Origin of the sequence: Alcanivorax sp., from assembly GCF_040118815.1 — a bacterium.
In the GTDB taxonomy this organism is placed as follows: Bacteria; Pseudomonadota; Gammaproteobacteria; order Pseudomonadales; family Alcanivoracaceae; genus Alcanivorax.
In genome coordinates this window covers 1-22,070 of record NZ_JBEDTC010000022.1, presented here as the reverse complement: position 1 = coordinate 22,070, position 22,070 = coordinate 1, and the positions used below count along the sequence as shown (strand labels likewise).

Annotated in this window: 19 protein-coding genes; 17 read left to right on the top strand and 2 right to left on the bottom strand. The window is 55.2% G+C overall.

What is annotated here, in order from left to right:
- Positions 1-3 precede the first annotated feature (3 nt).
- The 7 genes from ABNH18_RS16160 to gcvPB all read left to right on the top strand — a co-directional run bounded on the left by ABNH18_RS16160 (position 4) and on the right by gcvPB (position 12,924).
- Positions 4-3,246, top strand: coding sequence for an Ig-like domain-containing domain (locus ABNH18_RS16160; protein ID WP_349383822.1), 3,243 nt, complete (start codon positions 4-6; stop codon positions 3,244-3,246).
- 324 nt (positions 3,247-3,570) lie between these two features.
- Positions 3,571-4,929, top strand: a complete 1,359-nt coding sequence (locus tag ABNH18_RS16155) for an OmpP1/FadL family transporter (RefSeq protein WP_273010135.1) — start codon at positions 3,571-3,573, stop codon at positions 4,927-4,929.
- Between the two features lie 18 nt (positions 4,930-4,947).
- Positions 4,948-7,908 carry an Ig-like domain-containing domain gene (locus tag ABNH18_RS16150; RefSeq protein ID WP_349383821.1) on the top strand — a complete coding sequence of 987 codons (2,961 nt, stop codon included), beginning with the start codon at positions 4,948-4,950 and terminating at the stop codon, positions 7,906-7,908.
- A 420-nt stretch (positions 7,909-8,328) separates the two neighbouring features.
- Complete coding sequence (gene gcvT, locus ABNH18_RS16145) at positions 8,329-9,408, top strand: glycine cleavage system aminomethyltransferase GcvT (protein ID WP_349383820.1); 1,080 nt, start codon at positions 8,329-8,331, stop codon at positions 9,406-9,408.
- 158 nt (positions 9,409-9,566) lie between these two features.
- Positions 9,567-9,953 carry a glycine cleavage system protein GcvH gene (gene gcvH / locus ABNH18_RS16140; RefSeq protein WP_349383819.1) on the top strand — a complete coding sequence of 129 codons (387 nt, stop codon included), beginning with the start codon at positions 9,567-9,569 and terminating at the stop codon, positions 9,951-9,953.
- Between the two features lie 149 nt (positions 9,954-10,102).
- Entirely contained in the window at positions 10,103-11,461 is a 1,359-nt protein-coding gene (gene gcvPA, locus ABNH18_RS16135; protein WP_349383818.1) for an aminomethyl-transferring glycine dehydrogenase subunit GcvPA, read from the top strand.
- The gene (gene gcvPB, locus ABNH18_RS16130; RefSeq protein WP_349383817.1) at positions 11,458-12,924 is read left to right on the top strand and encodes an aminomethyl-transferring glycine dehydrogenase subunit GcvPB; all 1,467 of its coding nucleotides are present in this window, start codon (positions 11,458-11,460) and stop codon (positions 12,922-12,924) included. Before gcvPA ends, gcvPB begins: the two co-directional genes overlap by 4 nt.
- A 114-nt stretch (positions 12,925-13,038) precedes the next feature.
- On the opposite strand, the gene ABNH18_RS16125 is transcribed toward gcvPB, so the two are convergent.
- A complete protein-coding gene (locus tag ABNH18_RS16125; RefSeq protein ID WP_349383816.1) occupies positions 13,039-14,037 on the bottom strand; it encodes an integron integrase in 999 nt (332 codons plus the stop codon).
- A 328-nt stretch (positions 14,038-14,365) separates the two neighbouring features.
- Here ABNH18_RS16125 and ABNH18_RS16120 point away from each other — a divergent pair, with 328 nt between their 5' ends.
- The 8 genes from ABNH18_RS16120 (at position 14,366) to ABNH18_RS16085 (ending at position 18,341) form a co-directional block, all read left to right on the top strand.
- Positions 14,366-14,902: a hypothetical protein gene (locus ABNH18_RS16120; protein WP_349383815.1), complete on the top strand. Its 537-nt coding sequence runs from the start codon at positions 14,366-14,368 to the stop codon at positions 14,900-14,902.
- A 93-nt stretch (positions 14,903-14,995) separates the two neighbouring features.
- A complete protein-coding gene (locus ABNH18_RS16115; RefSeq protein ID WP_349383814.1) occupies positions 14,996-15,406 on the top strand; it encodes a hypothetical protein in 411 nt (136 codons plus the stop codon).
- Between the two features lie 74 nt (positions 15,407-15,480).
- Positions 15,481-15,696 (top strand): hypothetical protein, encoded by a 216-nt coding sequence (locus tag ABNH18_RS16110; RefSeq protein WP_349383813.1) that lies wholly within the window; start codon positions 15,481-15,483, stop codon positions 15,694-15,696.
- Between the two features lie 103 nt (positions 15,697-15,799).
- Complete coding sequence (locus tag ABNH18_RS16105; protein ID WP_349383812.1) at positions 15,800-16,255, top strand: hypothetical protein; 456 nt, start codon at positions 15,800-15,802, stop codon at positions 16,253-16,255.
- Between the two features lie 97 nt (positions 16,256-16,352).
- Complete coding sequence (locus ABNH18_RS16100; RefSeq protein ID WP_349383811.1) at positions 16,353-16,646, top strand: hypothetical protein; 294 nt, start codon at positions 16,353-16,355, stop codon at positions 16,644-16,646.
- 80 nt (positions 16,647-16,726) lie between these two features.
- Positions 16,727-17,017 carry a hypothetical protein gene (locus tag ABNH18_RS16095; RefSeq protein WP_349383810.1) on the top strand — a complete coding sequence of 97 codons (291 nt, stop codon included), beginning with the start codon at positions 16,727-16,729 and terminating at the stop codon, positions 17,015-17,017.
- A 78-nt stretch (positions 17,018-17,095) separates the two neighbouring features.
- Entirely contained in the window at positions 17,096-17,611 is a 516-nt protein-coding gene (locus tag ABNH18_RS16090; RefSeq protein WP_349383809.1) for a hypothetical protein, read from the top strand.
- Between the two features lie 82 nt (positions 17,612-17,693).
- Positions 17,694-18,341: a glutathione S-transferase gene (locus ABNH18_RS16085; RefSeq protein ID WP_349383808.1), complete on the top strand. Its 648-nt coding sequence runs from the start codon at positions 17,694-17,696 to the stop codon at positions 18,339-18,341.
- A gap of 91 nt (positions 18,342-18,432) precedes the next feature.
- Here the strand turns inward: ABNH18_RS16085 and ABNH18_RS16080 are convergent, their stop codons facing one another.
- Positions 18,433-18,807 carry a hypothetical protein gene (locus tag ABNH18_RS16080; RefSeq protein WP_349383807.1) on the bottom strand — a complete coding sequence of 125 codons (375 nt, stop codon included), beginning with the start codon at positions 18,805-18,807 and terminating at the stop codon, positions 18,433-18,435.
- A gap of 405 nt (positions 18,808-19,212) precedes the next feature.
- Between ABNH18_RS16080 and ABNH18_RS16075 the strand changes: the two genes are divergently transcribed.
- Together ABNH18_RS16075 and ABNH18_RS16070 are read left to right on the top strand one after the other, a co-directional pair.
- Positions 19,213-19,635, top strand: coding sequence for a tetratricopeptide repeat protein (locus ABNH18_RS16075; protein WP_349383806.1), 423 nt, complete (start codon positions 19,213-19,215; stop codon positions 19,633-19,635).
- 143 nt (positions 19,636-19,778) lie between these two features.
- Positions 19,779-21,860, top strand: coding sequence for a BCCT family transporter (locus tag ABNH18_RS16070; RefSeq protein ID WP_349383805.1), 2,082 nt, complete (start codon positions 19,779-19,781; stop codon positions 21,858-21,860).
- Positions 21,861-22,070 lie beyond the last annotated feature (210 nt).

Sequence of the window (22,070 nt, the reverse complement as noted above, 5' to 3'; positions counted from 1 at the left end):
CCCATGAAAAATAACAAACTGGCTCTCACCGCACTGGCTGCCGCACTGGCCGCCGGTTGTGGCGGCAGCGACGATAGTGTGAGTTTCAATACTCCCACGTTTGATGCCCGCAATCTGCACTACACCTATCCGCTGGATGATCAGCAGCAAGTCGCTCCACGCGCGATTATTGCTTTGCAGTTCAGTCATGAAGTGACAGCGGATGATAGCAATTTCACAGTGACCGGGCCGGATAATGAAACGGTACCGTTTACCCTGGCGTCTGTGGCCGACGGCCTTGGTGTAGTGCTGACCCCCGACGATGCTCTGAAGCCGGCATCCGAGTACAAGGTGGTCATGAATGGCGTCACCGTGTTGGGTGAAACCACCACGTTCAAGGATGGCACGCTGAACTTCACCACCCGTGCGGCACTGGAAGGCCCCATTGAAACCCAGAAGACCGCCGCCAGCTTCGAAGTGGAGTCCATCTTCCCGGATGACGAGCAGTTCGATAGCATGGACTTCTCCTCGTTCCGCCTGCGCACCACTCACCCGATCGATGCGTCTACCGCTGTCTACGGAGACACCATCAGTTTGATGAACAATGGCGAGGTGGTGCCCGCCTTGCTGCTGGTCGGGCGGTCCTCCATCACGGTGGATCCGCTGGAAGACATGACGCCCGGCGACACCTATGAGCTGAGTGTCAACGGTGTGAAAAGTCAGCTGGGTGAAGATATTGCTGCCTATTCGCATTCCACCGTCCCACAGGACACGACCTCGCCCACCACCGGTGAGCGTGCGGTACTGGTAACCGAAGTGCCGCCGGCGGATAACGACTTGGGTTGCCTGGACGAAAACGTGCGGGTGTCCGAGTTGACGGGCCAGCCGATTAACTGTGTCCCGGTTATCGGTACCCTGTTGCAGGATCAAACTGTGTCCAAGCAGTCCGGCGACGTCTATGCCGAACTCGCGTTTGCCCCTAACTTTCCTGAGGTGACGCCTCTGCGGGTTAAGCGCGGTGGTTTGTTGGTAGGGGATGCACTGGAAGTCTTCATTGGCGGGGAAGTGCCCGTGGGCTTTGATTCCGGTGCGGTGACCGTGGAGATTATTTCGGATGCTACCGGTTATCTGTTTCCCAACCCCAACGCGGAAAGTGACGATGCACCTAAGCAGCTACGGTTGTTCATGGACGTGGCCACTTCCACCGCTGATGCGCGAGCTAACGGCGCCTTTACCCAGAACCTGATGCATTTGGAGCTGGTGGGCACCGGGCTGATTGAGGATGGCCGGCTTAACGTTGATGCCATTACCGTGGTTGAGCCACGCGTGTTGGGTGTGGAGAGCAGCTATGGTGTGCTGAGCTTCCGTATGGAGTCTTATCAGGATCAAGAGAACGCACCGCTACAACCGGTGGATGCGATCAACCCGTTTGTGCCGGTTCTTGATGGCGACAACGGCCAGGAGCTTGCTTGGCAGCCAGGTAACGTGGCCGATCGCATGGAGCCGGGCGACCCCATTGTGATTCACTTCAATGAAGCGTTGGATCCTCTGACCATTAAGGCTGGCGACTCTTTGCAGCTAACCAAAGGTGGCTTGCCTGAACCGTTCCAATGGGAGCTGCGCGGTAATGCAGTGGTTATTATGCCGGAATCACCGGTGGAATATGGCGTGGAATACGCTGTGACCACTACGCCGGCGATCAAAGATCTGGCCGGTAATGCCTTGCAGGTGCTTGACTCGCTGCAAGGGGGAAGCACGCTTGCCTTCACGTTGCCCGAGTATGTCACTGACGATGGTGGTGATGTGCGTCGCGGTCCCTTTGCGGCCACAGTCTATCCAGGTTTCCCCTGTGCGAGCTCACCCGCCAGCCAGGCGGAAATTGATGCCGATACCCAAGGTGTATGCGTCTCCTCCAGCCCTGAAAGTGACCAGGTCGAAGTGGATGAGTTGCCGATTGTGACGTTGCCATCCAATCGCTCTATCAAAGTGCGCTTCTCCCAGAACATGGATCCCGCCACGATTACTTTCGGCGACACTCTGCTGGTGCAAAAAGACAATGCTGGCAGCTGGGAGGATGTGGACGGTGAGCTGACACTGGAACCCCGTGCGCTGATCTTCACGCCCGAGCAAGCTTGGGAAGAAGGCTCACTGTACCGCTATGTGCTGGCTTCCAACGGCGGCGGCTCGGGCTGTGCGGGCATGTGCTCGACGGACGGATTGCCGCTGCAGACCGCCCTGTTGGAGGGCAGTGGCATGCAGGAAGGTGGCCCTGACATGGAGATCCTGTTCCGCGGTGGCGTATCGTCCGACACCATCTTCCAGGAATTGGCTAACCTGCCCAGCGTGGACGTAAACAACAATTTCCAGATCGACGCGGGTGAGCCGCGCGTTACAGGCGATGTGATTGATCCGCTGGATACACCGGCCAATGCCACCCTGATTTTGCCCCGTGATGGTGGCGGTGAAGGCTTGGTGACGACGGCGAATACCGGTTGTGGGTACGACGGTGTGCCGCCGTATTCAATGGACGATCAATCCCAGTGTGATAGTGATCGTATCCTCTACATCAGTGGGTTGCTGAATACGGAAATCCTGGACTTCGATCCGGAAGAGCAAGGTGTCCCGGTGGTGATCTACCCGACCACGGTGGCGCTGACCAATCTGGATGCCACCGCGGTGGTGGGGCTGAATCTGAACGTTCTGAATGACGATAGCACGCTGGATTCCATCCCTATTCTTGGCCCTATTCTGGGTGATGTATTGCAGTTAACCCTTGGGCTGGTGGATGACATTGTGTCGGGGTTGATTGGCCAATTCGGTGGCGAAGGCGTGTTGGACAGCTTGCTGTCTGTGGTTGACGATGTGGGCTTGGTGCCGATCGCAACCGCAACCGGCCCCAATGTTATGCGGGTTCGCTATGACATGGATGATCAAGGTAACCGAACGGTGCCGCCGGTAGGGTATATCGTCGAGACCCCGGATGGCCCGGTCTTCCAGCTCACGTTTGATTTGCTGTTCGATGCCCCTGAGCTGAGCTTGCCGCTGGGCCTGCAGCACAACGTGAAAGGCTTGCCGATTGATAATGTGGTGTTGGAGGGGCCCCTGGACTTCCTACCCGATGGGCGCCTGTTTATCGGTTTGCAAAACCAAGGGCCGTTAAATGTAGACTTGGATATTACCTTGGCGAGTCTGCCTGGCGGGAAGGTGAAACTGGTGATCCCGCCGGGTGGCATTAACCTGAGCTACCAGAGCGCGTCCATCCAGTAACCGATCGCGTTTCAACCCTCTTACTGCGCCCCGCTTGTCGGGGCGCAGCTATATCTGCTGGTCTGCCAGCGTTACCGCTCGCCCCGCCTCCTTTCTGATTTGTCCATATTGGCACTTACGTGCTCGAACTCACCGGGTAATGCTCTGTCTACCCCGTCACTGTTTAAAATAATTTTACGGTTTGCCGGCGTGATTGACGTCAAATAACGCTTTTTACCTATGTGAGTGCCTGTTCACTTTTGCATAGGGTGAGCCCCCCCTCCGTCGCCTTCTCGGCGACAGACAACGTAAAAGCAACAAGAAAACAGTGTAGGAGTACAACAAATGACTGTGTCTTTTTCGGGACGTGTCGCTGCCGTTGTCGGTGGTGTGTTGGTGCAATCTGTAGCCTTGGGCAGTATGGGTAATATCGGCACCACCTATGGTGTGCTGCCCTCGGATATTGCTTCCGCACAGGCGCTCAGCCTGTTCAACGATCAAGTTTCTGCCACCTATTACAATCCAGCCGCCTTGGCCAAGGACTCCCGTGGTGAACTCACCACAGGGTTGATGCACGCCGAACATGAACTGCGTGCCCAAAGCCTGGGCGGTGCAGACGCGCCGATTCGCAATGGCGATGTGCTGCAGGATTCTCCGTCCCAGCAAGTGCTGCTGGGCATGAAAACCGACCTGACCTCGCTCACCCAGTACAACCACCCGATTTATTTAGGCTTGATGCTGGGGGTGGAAAAATACGGTGAAGAAATGCTGGCGTTTGATTCCTCGACCTCCCAGCAGGGTCAGTATTTTGAATACGGCCGCCAGCCGCTGTTTCTTAATTTGGGTGGTGCCACTCAGCTATGGCGCGGTATTGATGTGGGGGCCACAGCGCGAATTACTCTGCATGCAGCGGCGGATCTGTCCGCCACCACGGACCTGGCCGGCAACACCCAGTACGAAGAGCTGGATGTCTCCGCCAAACCGTCCATTCGCCCGATCTTTGGCATCAACATGGACTGGGGCGAGACTTTCTGCGGTGAAGGCGATGACTGCTGGTTCAATGGCCTGGAAACCGCTTTTTCCTATCGCGGTTACTCCAACACCCAAACCGAAGTGAACGCCAATGCGGTGATTCCCGGCGTCATTCCCAACCCAGGCCTGATGCTCAACATCAATACCCTGGATTCCTACCAGCCCAATATTCTCGCCGGTGGTGTGCAGTATCAGGCGGGTCGGTGGCGCACCGGGGTGACCATCGAATGGCAGGAATGGTCTGCCCTGGAAGAGGAGCTGGAGAAAGACACCATCAAGGATCAGGCGGTCAGTGGCCAGCCTGGGCAGCTTACCTTTCAGGATGTGATCATCCCGCGCATTGGTACCGAGTTTCGTCTAAACGAGAATTTCTCGTTTACCGGTGGGGTGGCCTATAGCGAATCGCCACTGGAATCCAATGCCTCGGTGGATGTGAACTACCTGGATACGGATAAATGGATCATCGGCCTGGGTGTCACCGCGAAATACAAGAAAACCCGCTTCCTGGCTTTCCCGGTGCGTTTCGATCTGGCCTATCAGCACCAAATTCTGGAAGACCGCACCTTCGATATTTACGACACCCGGTCCGCCGTCTACCCGCAGCCCAGCGAGCAGGTGGAAGCCAGTGGTGAGGTGAATGTGGTTAGCGGCTCCATCACCCTGAAATTTTAAGCCCAGGAGGCAAACACAATGATGCGAACGAGCGTACTTTTCGCTGCCGCACTGGTGCTCACCGCCTGCGGTGGTGGTGGCAGTGAGCAGACCGTGGATTACAGTGGCCGCAACAGCGGGCAGGTGTTCTACAGCTACCCGGCAGACCAGCAGGAACAGATATCCGTGCACGCGCCATTGGTGGTGCAGTTCTCCGAAGCACCGGGTCTGGCCTTGTCGGATATCACCCTTACCGGCCCGGACGGTGCTGTCGACGTGGACATGAGCGAGGCCGATCAGGGCCGCTCCGTGGTCATCACGCCGCGCCTGCCGCTGGCCTTCAACAGCGACTACACCCTGAGCCTGAACGGCATCGACCTGGACGGTTTCAGTGACGGCACCCTGAACTTCACCACCGGCTCGGCTGATAAGGGACCGCAAGATCAGCAGCAAAACGCCGATGAGCTGGTGATCAGCCGGCAAATGCCGTCCGGCGATGGCGACCAGCCCTTCATGGACTTTTCCACCGTCCACCTGCAGTTCTCGCAGCCGCTGGACCGAGCCACCGTGGACGACACCACTGTCAGCCTCAATGACAATACGGGCAACCCGGTGGATGCCACCCTGCTGGTGAGCGGCACCCGGTTGACCCTGGACCCGAAGGACGATCTGAGCCCAGGCGTGGCCTATACCCTGGCACTGGACGCCGGGCTGACCAGTGAAACCGGTGTTGCCTACAGCGGGGAAAGCAGTATTACCCTGACCCCGCAGGACTCCACCCCGCGGGAAACCTTGGTGCTTGAAGCCATGGCCGCGGACCCTACCAAGGCCTGTGGTGAGGACGGCGTTATGCTGTCGCCGCTCAGTGGCGAGCCGATCAATTGTGTGCCGCTGATTGCCAAGCTGTTGGGTGACACTACGGTGTCCAAATTGTCCGGTAACGTGTTTGCAGAACTGGCCTTCGTGCCCGACTTCCCGGGCGCCACGCCACTGCGCATCAGCAAAGGTTCGCTGCTCAAAGGCGAGCCGCTGGAAGTGCTAATTGGCGGCCAGCTGCCGGCGGGTTTCGATTCCGGTGATGTTACCGTCAGCTTCCTGTCCGATGCCTCCGGCACCCTGTCGCCAGCGCCTTACAGTGCCAGCCAGGAAGCCCCGCGGCGAGTACAGCTGACCCTGGATCTGGCTTTCTCCACCGCGGATTCCCGCGCCAACGGCGCCTTCACCCAAACTCTGCTGCAAGTGGAGTTGGTGGGGCGCGCCATTGTGGTCGACGGCCGTATGGTGATTGACGCTATCGGGGTGATCGAGCCGGAAGTGTTAGGCGTGGAAACCGCTTACGGCGTGTTGAGCTTCCACATGGAATCCTACGCAGACCAGACCACCGCACCAGAGCCTGAAGTCGATATTACTGGCCCTAGCCTGCAAAGCTGGCAGCCCGGCGATTTCGCCGACCGCTTCCGCCCCGGCGATCCGGTGGTGCTGAACTTCGATGAAACCCCGAACCAGGACTCCATCGTTCCGGGGTCCACCGTTTCTATCACCCGGCAGGGCACAGACGTGCCGTTTCAGTGGCACCTGGATGGCGCGTCACTGGTGCTAACACCGAATGACCCGCTGGCCTTTGGTACGGACTATCAAGTGGTGTTCACCGATGGCGTGCAGGACCTGAGCGGTAACCCGGCGAACCCGGAAACCCTCGACTTCGCCATGCCGGACGCGACGACGAGCAGTCCACGCACACCGTATACCACCACCGTGTATCCGGGCTTCCCCTGCGGCATTTATTCCGGTACGGAAGATCTGGCTAACGGTATTCAGGGTGAGTGCGCCAGTGCCTATCAAAATGATGCCGGTGACAGCTTGCCGGTGCCCACGCTGCCAGCCAACCGACCCATCGAGGTGCAGTTCTCACGGAATATGGCGGCCGACAGCATGGTGCTTGGCACCACCTGTGGGCAAGGCAGCGTGCGGGTGGAGAAAATTGATACGGCCGGCAACTGCCTGGAAACCGTGCCTGCTCACCTGAGCATGGAAACTCGCAAGCTGACCATTACTCCTCAACAGCCCTGGGAAAATGGTGTGTTGTACCGCTATGTGCTTACGTCCCATGAGCAGGCAGGTTGCGCCGGTGAGGTAATCTGTTCGCAAGATGACATGCCTTTGCAGACCGCACAGTTGCTGGGCCCGGATGCGGATAAAGGCGGGCCGGATATGGCGATTGCGTTCACAGGAGCCGCGGCCACCGACAATGTGTTGTTGCCGCTGCGTAACCTGCCCAAGGCGGATGTGAATGCCAACTTCGCGCTGGAAGATACCGAAATCAAAGCGCAGGAAACGCCGCCGGGCAGTGGGGAGTACCCGACGCCCACTAATGCGGCAAAACTGGCGGTGACGGATACCGGCGGGATTGCCACTGCGGCAAACATTGGCTGCGATATCAACGAAACCTGTCCGGCGGATAAATTCACCTATCTCAACGGCGGTATCAACGCGGATATTGTGGGCTGGAGCGAAGTTGAACAGGCGGTGGAAGTGACGCTGTACCCACCGGTGCTGATCACAACCAACACCGACGTCTACGCACAGATTGCCGGTCTGGTAAGCCCGAACGTGCCCACCGAACCGTTGGTGATGCGTGGCCGCTACGATGCCGATGGCAATGGCAATCGGACACAACCGCTAACGGGCTGGATCCGCTACGACGCCGCTGAAGATCAGCTGATGTTCGACACTACGCTGGATTTGCTGCTCGATGCGCCGGAAATGGAGGCGCCGCTGGGTCTGCCATTCAACCTGCACAGTTACCCGCTGGATGACCTCCAGTTGTCCGGTCCGGTGGATTTCCTCCCCGATGGCCGTCTGGTCATCGGTTTGCTGAGCTTGGCGGAGCAGAACATCGACGTGCGTATTGGCGGGGCATTGGCCACCATCGACCTGCAGATCCCTGCTGGCGGGGTGAACCTTACCTTCCAGAGCGGGTCCATCAAGAAACCGCAGTAAGTCATCGTCGACGACGGCGATCATCAAGCCGGCCTGCGGGCCGGCTTTTTTGTGGTTCATTGCGGATTAGAATGAGTAACACGCTTCTGGCTGCTTGATGGGTTTATCGCGAGTCCCCCGCATTTTGCCAAACGCACGATGCCGGATGCCCGAGGAAACATCCCATAGCCTGAATGGTTGTCGCTATTCGGCCCCTCTTTTGAGGGATGCCCAGGTTTTCAGGTTTTGAATGCAAGCGTCTGTCGTCGGGCATCCGGCGTCCAGCGGTTGTCAGGGCCAGGCAAAGAGATAACCTCTGAAATCCGCTGATTACTCAATTCCGCGATGAACCTTTTTGTGGATACGGATTCCCGGCCCAGCCTATGCCGCCCGGCCTCGTGTCGATATAATTCCCCACTCACTCGTTCCATGGTGCTTTTTATGGCTCACCGCACAGCTTTATACGACGCCCATCTCGCCGCCGGCGGCAAGATGGTGGACTTCGGCGGCTGGGATATGCCGATCAATTATGGCTCCCAGATCGAGGAGCATCACGCCGTGCGTCAAAATGCCGGGGTGTTTGATGTCTCCCACATGACCGTGGTGGATATTGCCGGCGCTGGTGCCCGTGATTACCTGCGTCAGCTGCTGGCCAACGATGTGGACCGCATTGACCCGGGCCGCGCCCTGTATACCGGCATGCTTAACGACAATGGCGGCGTGATCGACGACCTTATCGTCTACAAGCAGGACAATGGCTACCGACTGGTGGTAAATTGCGCGACCCGCGAGACCGACCTGGACTGGATGGGAAAGCAGGCTGGCGGTTTTGCCGTGGATATTCACGAGCGCCCGGAACTGGCCATGCTGGCCATCCAGGGGCCGAAGGCCCGTGAAACGCTTGCGGGGCTGCTCAGCGGCGCCCGTGCCGAGGCGGTTAACAGCCTGAAAATTTTTGCTTTCGCGCAAGACGGTGACTGGATGATCGCCCGCACCGGCTACACCGGCGAAGATGGCGTGGAAATCATGTTGCCCAACGCGGATGCAGTGGCGTTGTGGGGGCAGTTGCTCGAGGCCGGCGTATCGCCCATTGGCCTGGGTGCCCGTGACACCCTACGCCTGGAAGCAGGCCTAAATTTGTATGGCAACGACATGGATAACACCATCACGCCGTGGGAAGCCAACATGGGGTGGACCGTGATGTTGAACGACCGGGAATTTATCGGTCGCCAGCCATTGTTGAATCAGAAGGAAAATGGCCATGCCGAGCAGGTGGGCCTGATCCTGGAAGGCAAGGGTGTATTGCGCGCCCACCAGAAAGTATTGATGCCCAATGGCGAAGAAGGGGAAATCACCAGCGGTACCTTCTCGCCCACGTTGGGTAAATCCATTGCTCTTGCCCGGCTGCCCGCTGGCGCCACCGGCAAGGTCGATGTGGAAATTCGCAATAAGCGCCTGGTCGCCCAGGTGGTAAAAGCCCCTTTCGTGCGGAATGGCGAAGCGGTTTATAAAGAAATCTAGCAGCACGCGGCACGCCCACACGCACTTTGCGTGCGCAAGCCGCGCCAGGCGTTTTCTGCCATCCCTTTTGGGGGCCGGGAGCGCCTGCAAACAGAGCAATTAATCCAGCGGGCATGCGTGACGCGTGTCGCCAGAAGCGTTTAACCAAGGAGAAAACAATGAGCGAGATTCCAGCCGAGCTGCGTTATGCCTCCAGCCACGAGTGGGCCAAGGTAGAAGACGGTGTTGCCACCGTCGGCATTAGCGACCACGCGCAGGATGCCATGGGCGATCTGGTCTATGTGGAACTGCCTGAAGTGGGCCAGGTTGTGGCCGCCGGTGATGAAACCGGGGTGGTGGAATCCGTGAAAGCGGCCTCCGACATTTACAGCCCGGTATCCGGCGAAATCGTGGAAATCAACGAAGCGCTGGAAGACGAGCCCGAGCTGGTCAATAACGCCCCCTTCGAAGGTGGCTGGTTGTTCAAAGTGCAGCTGACCGACGAAGGCGAGCTGGATAACCTGCTCACCGCTGACCAGTACCAGGCGCAGATCGATAGCGAATAATCGCTCGCGATAACACTCCGTACGAGCGGCGCTTGAGCCGCGAACGTGCTTGCGATGTCTTTCCTGGCACGGATTCGCGGTTCAAGCGCCGCTCCTACGGGGCCTTCGTAGTGTCGCTTCAGCCAACACCCAAACCATCAGGTAGCCCCATGCCCTACATCCCCCATACCCCCGATGACGTTCGCGCCATGCTCGACGCCATTGGCGCCGACAGCATCGAAGACTTGTTCGATGAAATTCCTGCGCACCTAAAAGCCGCTGGCAAACTGGATGCCCTGCCTGAAGGGCTGAGCGAAATGGACGTTACCCGGCTGATGGCCGAGCGTGCTGCCCAGGACGCTGGCGCTGTGAGCTTCATTGGCGCCGGTGCCTACCAGCACCACATTCCGGCGGCGGTATGGGAAATTGCGACCCGGGGCGAGTTCTACACGGCCTACACCCCGTACCAGGCAGAAGCCAGCCAGGGCACCCTGCAGGTGATCTACGAATTCCAGACCTTGATGACTCGCCTCACCGCCATGGAAGTGAGCAACGCCTCTGTGTACGACGGCGCCTCCGGTCTGGCTGAAGCGGTGTTGATGAGCCTGCGTGCCAATCGCAAGAGCAAGTCCCGTAAAGTGCTGGTGCCCACCGCCCTGAACCCGCGCTACACCCGCGCTACTCAGGCCATCGTGGAAAACCAGAACGTGGCGATGGATAAAGTGGCATTCGATGCTGCCAGCGGCCAGACCCCGCTTGACGCCCTGAAAGAGTTTGAAGGCGAAGACTATGCGGCATTGGTGATCAGTCAGCCTAACTTCTTCGGCTCGCTGGAAGAGGTGGATGCGCTTACCGATTGGGCTCACGCCAACGGCATGCTGGTGATCGCCGTGGTGAATCCCACCGCCATGGCGCTGATTACCCCGCCCGGTGAATGGGGTGCGGAGGGCGCGGATATCGTCGTGGGCGAAGGTCAGCCACTGGGTGTGCCACTGTCTTCCGGCGGGCCGTACTTTGGTTTTATGTGCTGCAAGCAAAAATACGTGCGCCAGATGCCTGGTCGCATCATCGGCCGCACCGTGGACATGGAAGGTAAGCAGGGCTTTACCCTTACCTTGCAGGCTCGCGAACAACATATCCGCCGTTCCAAGGCCACCAGTAACATTTGTACCAACCAGGGCCTGGCGATGACCGCAGCGACGATTTACACCTCCCTGTTGGGGCCGGATGGTTTGGGTAATGTGGCTGCCCATTGCCACGCCAACACCCAGACACTGGCAGACAAACTCACTGCCATCGACGGCGTAGAGCGTGCCTTCACCGCGCCGACGTTCCACGAGGTGGTGCTGACGCTGCCGAAGCCGGCAGACGAGGTGCTGGCGGCGCTGGCCGAGAAAGATGTGCTGGGCGGCATCAGCCTGGCGAAAGACTATGCGTTGCCCAACGCCATTTTGGTGAACGCCACCGAAGTCCACAGCGAAGGTGATTTGAATTTGTTTGCCGTTGCTCTCAAGGAGGTGCTGGCATGAGCGAGACCCAACTGATTTTCCAGCTGTCACACCCGGGCCGTAGCGCTACCTCCCAAGCGCCCAAAGCGTTGAGCGACGACAAGCTGTCCGCCATTCCTGCGCACCTGCGTCGTAAGGAAAAGCCGGGCCTGCCGGAAGTGTCCGAAATGCAGGTGGTGCGTCACTACACCAACCTGTCCAGCAAGAACTTCGCCATTGATAAGCAGTTCTATCCGCTGGGTTCGTGCACCATGAAATACAACCCGCGTGGTGCCAATCGGGCCGCCATGCTACCGGGCTTTTTGAATCGCCATCCGCTGGCACCGGAAAGCCACAGCCAGGGTTTCCTCAGCTGTATGTTCGAACTGCAGAACTTCCTGAAAGAAGTGACAGGCATGCAAGGCGTATCGCTGGCACCCATGGCTGGCGCCCAGGGCGAGTTCGCGGGTGTGGCCATGATTCGTGCCTACCACGATGCCCGTGGCGATGATCAGCGGACCGAAATCCTGATCCCGAACGCCGCCCACGGCACCAACCCGGCCACCGCGGTGATGAGTGGCTATAAGGTGCGTGAAGTCCCGGTTGGTCCAGACGGCGACGTGGATCTGGAAGCGCTCAAGGCTGCCTGCGGACCGCAGACCGCCGGCTTGATGATGACCAACCCGTCCACCTGTGGCGTGTTCGAGCGGCAGATTGAAGACATCGCCAAGGCCGTCCACGAAGCCGGTGGCCTGCTCTATTACGATGGCGCCAACCTGAACGCTATCCTTGGCAAGGTGCGCCCCGGTGACATGGGCTTTGATGTGATTCACATGAATCTGCACAAGACCTTTGCCACCCCTCATGGCGGCGGCGGTCCTGGTGCCGGCCCCGTGGGTGTATCGGAGCGTCTGCTGCCTTACTTGCCGACCCCGATGGCCGGCCAGCGCGATGACGGCAGTTATCACTGGATCGATACCGACACCCTGGATAACAGCATCGGTCACCTCAGTGCCTTTATGGGCAACGCCGGTGTGTTACTGCGCGCTTATTTCTACGCCCGCTCGCTGGGTCGCGAAGGGATGATCCGTGTAGGCGAATTCTCCACGTTGGCGGCCAACTACTTGCTCAAGCGTCTGGAAGCGGTGGGTTGCACCGCTGCCTATCCGGATCGCCGTGCCAGCCACGAGTTCATTCTCACTTTTGCAAAAGAAGCGAAAGAGCTGGGTGTCACCGCCATGGATATCGCCAAGCGCCTGCTGGACTACAATCAGCACGCGCCCACCACCTACTTCCCGCTGCTGGTGCCGGAGTGTTTCCTTATTGAGCCCACCGAAACCGAAAGCAAGGAAGCCCTGGACGAGTTCGTCGATGCCATGGCCGCCATCCTGGAAGAAGCGCGAAACGAACCTGACATGGTGAAAGAAGCTCCCTTCACCCAACCGGTGCGTCGCCTGGATGACGTGAAGGCAGCCAGAGAGTTAGACCTCACCTGGAGCGAATAAAAGACGCAGCGCGAAACACGCTTCATGCAACACGTCTGAAGCGATTAAAACCCGGCGAAAGCCGGGTTTTTTTATGCGAGAAACCAAGTCTAAAGCCAGACGAGAAACAGAAACCTAACCCCGATCCAGCGGACTAATCACCCCCAGCCCACCCCTATTCATCACATGCAGATAACGCTCGGTGGTCGACACATCGCTGTGGCCCAGTAGTTCCTGCACTGTGCGAATGTCGTAGCCGCTCTCCAGTAGCCTTGTAGCAAATGAGTGCCGGAAAGTATGTGGGCCGCAGAGCTTAACAATCCCGGTTTCCTGCGCAGCATGCTTGATCTGCTTGCGAATGGTGTCTGGATGATGGTGATGGCGGCGAATAATGCCAGTCTGTGGGTCCCGGGCGGGCTCGCGGGAAGGGAAAATGAATTGCCAGCCCAGCTGTGATGCTTGGCCGGAGTACTTTCTCGCCAGCGCATAGGGCATCCATGCGGGGCCAACCCCGTTCTCCCTGTCCTGTTTGTAATAACTGGTGGCCAGGTCAATCTGAAGCTTCAAGCGCCCATGTAACTGGCTGGAAAGTACCGTGACGCGATCCTTGTTTCCTTTTCCTTCACGAACAATGAGCTGGTCCTGGCCGAAATCAATATCCTTGATTCTTAGCCTCAAGGCTTCGGAAACTCGCAATCCGGAACCATACATAAGCTCAGCCATCAGTTTGAATGGGTCTGCTAGTTGCTTAATGATGGCAAGCGCCTCCTCGTCGGTAAAAACAACGGGTGGTCTGCGACGCTTGCGTGATTGGCGAAACTCCAGAGCAGGAAAGTCAATCTTGAGAAACTTACGATAGAAGCAGTTCAATGCATTCAAGGCTATTTTCTGCGTGGCGGGGCTGCAATGTCGCTGGGTAGCGAGATAAGTCAGAAAAGCCTGTATCTCCGGGGAGCTCATTTCGCGAGGATGCTTGCGGTCATGGTAGCGGATATAGGTAACCACCCAATGAACATAGGTTCGCTCAGTCTGATAACGATAATGATTGGTGCGCAGCCAAGCGCGGAATTGATCCAGTAGCCTTACAGGCTTATCAGGAATGGAAACCGGAATATCTCTGGTTCTATTGTTCATCATATTCTCCCTGCTCATAGCAGGCTGGAGCAGGGGAGGCCCCGTGCTCAACAGAACGGGGCGTAAATAGCCGTAGGAGATATCGCAAAATTCGCTAAGCCGTTGATCTTTGGTTCGGGTTGCGACTTAAATGTGCAACGAAGCCCCGGAAATAGGCCGCTCGTTCGAGTTTTGTCAGATGGGAAGGGTTCTCACTTTTGGGGTAAGTTGCTAAGGGTTATGGGTTTTTCAGCATTACATGCTGTAGCCTGTTAAGAATTATGTCGAAAAAAGATATGTCGAATCGTTCGACTGAATACGCTGTTATGTTTCTGGGAGAAATTGAATCGTGGGCCATCAAGCGCAGGTTTACCCGCACAACGATCTGCTAAACCTTGCCTACTACCATAAAGGTGTCGTTGAGAAGAAGGAAGCCGAGTCTAATAGCGAGGCAATTGGGTTAGATTGCATGAGCTGCCTCATTGCACTGGCCTTCTCGGTTGAAGCAATCGCCAATTTTGTAGGCTTTAAAAGTATTGCTGAATGGAACGAGCGAGCCTCCTATAAAGAGAAGATGGCAGTTCTCGGGAAGAATCTCGGTTTCGAATTTGATCCTTCTACAGAACCCTATAGCACGCTCCAGATTTTAAAGACTATCCGAGATCAGATGGCGCATGGGAAGCCAATTGTAACTAAGGCTGAGATATCCGACCGCGAGGCGTTGCGACACGCAATGGCAAGCCCGTGGGACGAGCATCTGACTCCAGAGTTTGCTAAGACCGCGTTCATCCAGGTTAAGCTCTTTGAAACGATGCTTCTTGAACTAGCGAAGATCCCGCTTATGGATACGCTCACATCGGGCTCAGTAGTGTGGGTAGAAACATAACAAGCGGCAGCACGGTGATCGCTTCTCCGCCGCTCCGCGGCTACAAATCGGCACGTGTGCCGGGCGTTAGGCGAAAATTAAACGGAGATATTGATGCCAGTTTCAGATGTAGTATTCCTAGAAGGGAATGATCCCGAAGAGGTTGCGAACAGCGAAAATCCTTATTTATTCGGCAATTGGTTCAGCGCTAAAAATATTGACATGATTCCGTTATCGCAGCTCGGTGAAATGCTTGGTGTCTCTACATACAAAGAGCTAATGAAGGGCTTTCAACCAGTTCATCCCCCAGAAGGTGAAGCATTTATTTTGTCCTTCCCTGAAGAGCTGCAAGATAAGATTAAAGAACTGAGTGAAAGCAGCATTACTGATGTGGTTGTGCCATGGTCGAGAATCGAAGAGTTTGGCGGTAATGCTCCTGAAGAGCAGCTTCAGCAATATTTAGTGGGTTTACGAAATTCCCTAAATGAGAACACAGGCTATGCCAACCTATTTCTGTCAATCTGAGTCAGTTCGCCTAACAAGTCTAAGCACTAGGATGCTCGCTAGCTCGCACCTGTGTTGGCAGCGTTAAATGTCTTATGAGTATGAATAAAAATAGCGATAGTGAGCTTCAACGAGAGGCTTATAAACTTGCCGAAGAAGTTCGTGATGGTAAATGGAATCATATTGGCGGTATGAATGTTCGTATTTCAGACTGCCCAGAAATTACAGATGAGCTTAAGCGTCGTATATCAGGTTTTAGCCTACAACAATACCAAGGAGCACTTGCAAATGGGTTTAATGCATCTAAGTAAGTGCCAAGAAACATTTAACAAGTTTGTCAACGAACGCACTTCGTGCTGGACCGCTAAAAGCGTGGCTTCGCCACAACGCGGCCCGTTACAAAGGCGTTAGCTTATGAATATATTTCTGGCTCTATACTACTTCGTTGGTTCTACTCTGGGTCTTATTGCTCTTGTCCTGAATGCAGGAGATTTCTTTGGCTATGGTGTTTTCTTTATTGCTTCATTCTTTTTGGGAATGGGGTTTTTTATCTATGGCTACTGCATCGCCTTTAGGTTATTTCATGGGAGAGGCGAATGGATGGGGTTTTGGTATCAATTTCCTCAAATGATATCTTTGGCCAATAGTGCTCTTCTTTTTAGATGTTATGCAGGAGCGCATTTTGTGTTGGCATCTTCTCCTGATGGGTTTCAGGTGTTAAAAGGGGTTATGGGGTCGTGGCACCTGCATATTAACCCGTCGCATAACTTTGAGTATTGGCACATTAATATTGTTGCTGTGGCTGTGGCTCTCGTGCATTTTTTCAGAGCTGGAAAAGCTAACAATGCCATGCATTCGACAAGCGCATGATGGCGGGCGTTATGTGTAAAGAGCATCGATGAAGTACAAGAACATCTACTCAGCAATCCATAATTTTGGCCATAGTTTCACGAGCCTCATGAACTACGTGGATAGCGACTACGTGATTGATGAAATGGAAAATATTCATCGCAAGGGCTATGACATCGAAGTAGATTGGAAAACAAGAAAATTCACGCCTAGCACAATGGCAACTGAACGGATTAAGAAATCTATAGGCTATTGGGGTGATTCACTAAATAAGCACTTGGCATCACACAATGTAGAGTTAGAAAAGCTTGAATCACTAAAGTTCATATGGCCAGCAAGCCAGCGAAAGTATATGTTGGCTTTCGATGATCGTGGAAAGGAATACAAAATCTATGTCAACGAAGTCAAGTAAACACATAACAAACAAAGGCAGCATCGCCCTGCGGGCTGGACGCGCTAACGCGCGCCGCTGCTTTGGGCGTTAACTGTCATATGAGCTTCAAAGAAGAATTAGAGAAAAAGTGGAAGATTACTATCGCCTTGTTGAGCGAGGCTCGCGCAGTTCTTTGTGAATGTCAGGGTGTTGGCAAATATATCGCCGAGTATGATGAATACCTTGATCACAACGAGTTAGAGCTAGCGCTGGATATGCTAGAAGGAGCTGCACTCGAGGCAACAAGTAAGCCTCCAGAAGAAATTTGGGTAAAGCTCAAAGAGGCTGCAAAGTCTATGGGCTTAGAGGATCGAATTGAATTCTATAATCAGCAAATACGAAAAAGTTAACAAGGCCAAGCAGCATCGCGCACTACGTGCGCTGGACCTCGCTACGCTCGGCCGCTGTTGGCGGCGTTAGGTTTACTGATGAATAGGTTTCTGTATCTTCTTCTTAGTCTGTCAGCAATTTCATTTGCCGATCAGCCTCCAGATTGGAGTGAGTTTTCTGTGCAGTCTGAAAACAAGCAATGGAGTGCTATCGTTCACCCAAAAGGCAATGCGCAAGAGCGCAGGGAAGATGAGTGGGTTCTAAAAATATACAAGGGTTTTTACTTGTCTCCACCTGCTCCCAATGTACAGCCAGCGTGGACCACGGAATACAAACCTAGTGGCTATTCTGGGGGGTACCTCTCAAATGATGGTTCCACTTTTTCATATGTGGATTTCTGGTACTACCCAGATAGCCCAGTTCTGCGAATGTATCGTACAGAATGCAACATACAAATAAACGGTGCATCCTTTAATGTTGGGAGTGATCTGCAACAAACAGTTTCACACCAGCTTTGGTTGAAAGGTGCTGGGAGCGTAGAATATATCCGCTCTGAGGGTAAGCTCTATCTTCAGATTGAAACAGTTAATGGGCTGCGTAAAGTAGAGATGTGAGGTTTGTTTGAGCCGGAGCGTTAATGAGGCTACGCTTGCTGTCGTTCTTACAATCCAGCCATTTAGCAAGTTAATAATTTCCATGACGCTATCTGTTCACTGCCTGTACTCCTTTCGCCGTTGCCCCTACGCCATGCGTGCCCGCTTGGGTTTGTTGTTTGCTGAGAGGGCCGTGGCGCTGCGTGAGGTGGAGTTGAAAAACAAACCGGCTTCAATGTTAGCGATTAGCCCAAAAGGTACGGTGCCGGTTTTGGCCCTGGCGGATGGCGGGGTGATTGAGGAAAGCCGGGAAATAATGATCTGGGCGCTTGAGCAGCAGGACCCGCAGGGGTTGCTGGATGCTGACAGCCTGGGGCAGGCGGAGGCCTTGATAGAACGTAACGATAGCGAATTTAAGCATTGGCTGGATCGCTATAAATATGCCGACCGGCATCCGGAAATGTCGCAACAAGACTATCGGCAAAAAGGGGAAGCCTTTTTAGGGGATTTAGAGGCGTTGCTGGTTAACCGCCCCTACCTGCTGGGTGAGCGCCCGACGCTTGCGGACATCGGAATCATGCCGTTTGTTCGTCAATTCGCCCATGTGGATCGCGATACGTTTTATGCTCTGCCTTACCCCCATTTGCAGGCATGGCTGAATGGCTGGTTGGAGCATCCTTTCTTTCTGCAGGCCATGATCAAGCATCGTCCGTGGCGTGAGGGCGATGATGTGGTGGTGTTTCCTTCTTAGTGGAGAGGGGCAGCAAGCCTGTTGGATCCGCGTTTTTCTCTGAGCAGGCCTCTGTCGGCAAGGTTATGTTGTTAAGGCCTGGCGGGTGGCGTTAACGTTTTTTATTGTGCGTGTATTCCAGTGTGGTTTCCCCCAAAACTTCGCAGGCCTGAAGGATTCTGGCTTCAACGACGACGTGATCTCCTTCTTTCATCTCCAGTGTAATGTCTCCGGTGGTCTGGCTGTCGCCGCGAATGTAGAGGTTTCCGCTTTCGCTATCGATCAGTGTGGCGCCACTCTTGTTTTGTTTTGCCCGAAGTAAATAGGTCAGTGTGTTGTAGCGGCCATCACAGGTCACTTTCAGGTTAAAGCTGTGGCTGGAGCCTATGGCGCTGTGAAGAATGTCGAGCGTGCAGTCCTGTTCAGAGGCATGGGCCGTTGAGATCATGAAGAAAAGGCTGAAGGGAATCAGAATTGACTGGCGCATGGTGGCAGGTGTCGCATTAAGTGGCAGAAAAATTATGCCAAAGATTAGCGCAAAGTCATCAGGGCTTATAGTGATCGTGTGTAATTGCCTCTTGGAATCACTGTTAAGAGGTTAATCGGGTGGGCGCTCGTGAAGAGCAGGGTTAGGTATGGCTGTTAAGTCTGTAATGCCTGGTAAAATTAGACGTGCCTCAATTGGAGGTGACACTGATACGATTCTAGTCTTATCTCTGGGAATCGATTCTCCTGCCTTTTTGTGTGGTGTTTGTTGTCATGGGCAAGTCAGAGTGCTCAATGGTGAGGGTGCGTTATTTTCATATGTTGCCGGGCGTCACGGCCTGCATTACGAGCATTCCTGCTAGAATGAATGGATGCGTGTCCTCGAATCGGTCGGAGCTGGAGTAACATGATTAATACCAAGATATATAAGGCAGTATATGGGCTGGCAGAAAAGCTGATGGAGGCTGACAGCAAGGGCAATAAAAAGGAATTTGATGCCCTTTATTCCCAGCTTAAGGCTATTTGCACCGACAATGAAAAAACCGATAAAGACCATCCGGAGCAATGGGAGACGCTGGCAGATTTTACAGAAGATCTGGAAATGGCGCTGGAGGGTTATGAAAAAGCCAGGGGCAAGGCCCGTGCGATTAACTCTAAAGATCACCTGTCGTCCATCGCGCTCTCCATGGCGAAATTGCAGGTGGATATAGGCCAAAAGGATGCCGCGATACAAAACCTGCAAGAGGCAAAAATTAGCGCTAACAAGATTGAAGACAAAGAACTCAAGGCGGAGATTGATGATCTGCTTGAAGCGCTATTAGATGGTTAGACGTGCAGCCATGGCGCAAGGGTAGGCGATGAGCTGAGTTTGGTTTGTTGGCAAGGCCGGGTGGCGGCCTGTATGGTCATAGAGAGCTTGGGGTTTGTGCGGGCACCGCGGACCAGTCTGTTTGCCGAATAGGGATGTTATGTATGGCGAAGAATGCTGTATTGCGAAACTCAACCATTCTTGTGCCGGTGTTTGTGCCGGCGGTTATCGTTTCTTTATTGCTGATTATTGGCACCATCAGTGACCCGGAAATGGCGGGGGAGGCGTTCTCGGCTGCCCAGTCGTGGATCACCGTGAATTTCGGCTGGTTCTATATGCTGGTGGTGGCGCTGTTCTTTATTTTTATCGTCGGTATCAGTCTGACTTCCTGGGGCAATATCAAGCTGGGGCCAGACCATTGCGAGGCGGAATATTCGTTTCCGGAGTGGTTCGCCATGTTGTTCTCGGCGGGTTACGGCATCGCGTTACTGTTTTTCGGTGTGGCTGAGCCGGTGCTGCATTATGCCGAGCCGCCGGTGGCTGATCCGCAGACGGTGGCGGCAGCCAAGCAAGCCATGCAGATTGCGTTTTTCCACTGGGGCTTTCATATCTGGGCGATTTACGGGCTGGTAGGCCTGGTGATGGCCTACTTTGCCTTCCGTCATGGTCTGCCGCTGTCCATGCGTTCGGCCTTCTACCCGCTCATCGGTGAGAAGATTTACGGGCCTATCGGCCATGCCATCGATGTGTTTGCCATTCTCGGTACCATGTTCGGTATCGCTACCACGCTGGGCCTGTCAGCGGCGCAGATCAATGCCGGGCTTAATTACCTGTGGGATGTGCCGGTGGGTAATACGGTGCAGATCACCGCGATTGCCATTGTCACGGCGATGGCGACGGTGTCGGTGGTCGCCGGGATGGACAAGGGCGTGAAGCGGTTGTCGATTCTGAATATGGTGCTGGCCGTGGCACTGATGCTGTTTGTGTTCGTGGTCGGCCCGACCGTCCATATTCTGGAAAGTTTTGTGCAGAATACCGGCAGCTATTTGAGCAATATTGTCGAGCGAACCTTTAACCTGCAGGCCTATACCCACAGCGACTGGATCGGTAACTGGACGCTGTTTATTTTCAGTTGGACCATCGCCTGGGCGCCGTTTGTTGGTTTGTTTATCGCGAAAATTAGTCGTGGCCGGACCATTCGCCAGTTTGTGGTCGGGGTGATGCTGGTGCCCAGTATCTTTACTTTCCTCTGGTTCTCGGTGTTTGGCGATACAGCGCTGAATGCGATCATGGAGCAGGGCTATACCGAGCTGGTGACCCAGGTGCAGGCGGATAAGGCGGTGGCGCTGTTCCAGCTGTTTGATCATTTGCCCTGGTCCACAGCGGTGTCTTTCCTGGCGGTTCTGTTGATCGTGACGTTCTTCGTGACCTCGTCGGATTCCGGCTCCCTGGTGGTGGATTCCCTGGCATCCGGTGGCGTGCTGGAAACGCCGGCCTGGCAGCGGATTTTTTGGGCGGTGCTGGAAGGCGCCATTGCATCGGTGCTGCTGGTGGCTGGCGGCCTGGGTGCGCTGCAGACCATGACCATGGTGAGCGCGTTACCCTTTGCGGTCATCATTTTGCTGGCGGCCGTAGGTATGTGGCGGGCACTGGTGATTGAGGGGCATCGGGAAACCAGTTTGCAGGCACACATGGCCCATAGTCGCCATATGACCGGCAGCCAGTGGCGCCATCGCCTGACGGCCATGATCCGTTATCCCACTCGCGATGAGGTTGAGTCCTTTATCCGTGAGGCGGCCATGTCCAGCATGACCAAGGTGGTTGAGGAACTGCGCAAGGCAGGCTGGGACGCAGCGGTGGATTTCGATGAGCAGCTGATTCGCGCCGAGCTGGTGGTAAACCGCGATGAGCATGTGGGCTTTATCTATGATATTCGCCTGATTACCACGCCGGTGCCGGAATACGCCTACAGCAGCCGCGAGGCGAAAGTGAGCGATGCCCATGAGTATTGCCGGGCAGAGGTATTCTTGCGCCGCGGTGGCCGTTCCTACGATGTGTTCGGCTACGATGAGGTGGATATCATCCGCGATATGCTCGACCAGTTCGAAAATTATCTGCACTTCCTGAACGTGGCGCCGGGCAAACTGCCCTGGGAAATGGCGGAGCACGATGATCTGCTGCGCGGTCAGCCCGATGAAGGCGGTGACGGTAACGGAGACGACAGCGGGGATGTGAAGCCGGTGTAATGGCTGGCTGATCTACATATTGTCATCGGCTGGACGCCCCACCTGTTGGGGCGTCTTTCGTTTCAGGCCAATGTCGGATTACGCTTGTAGATACCGTCTCTCCTAATGAACTACAACCCTCTCACATGGGTTGTGGTTCATATTCTTTCTGGTGCGCCAGTACGCCGTAAGCGATGTGCACCAGCTTTCTCATGGCGGCTCCAAGCGCCG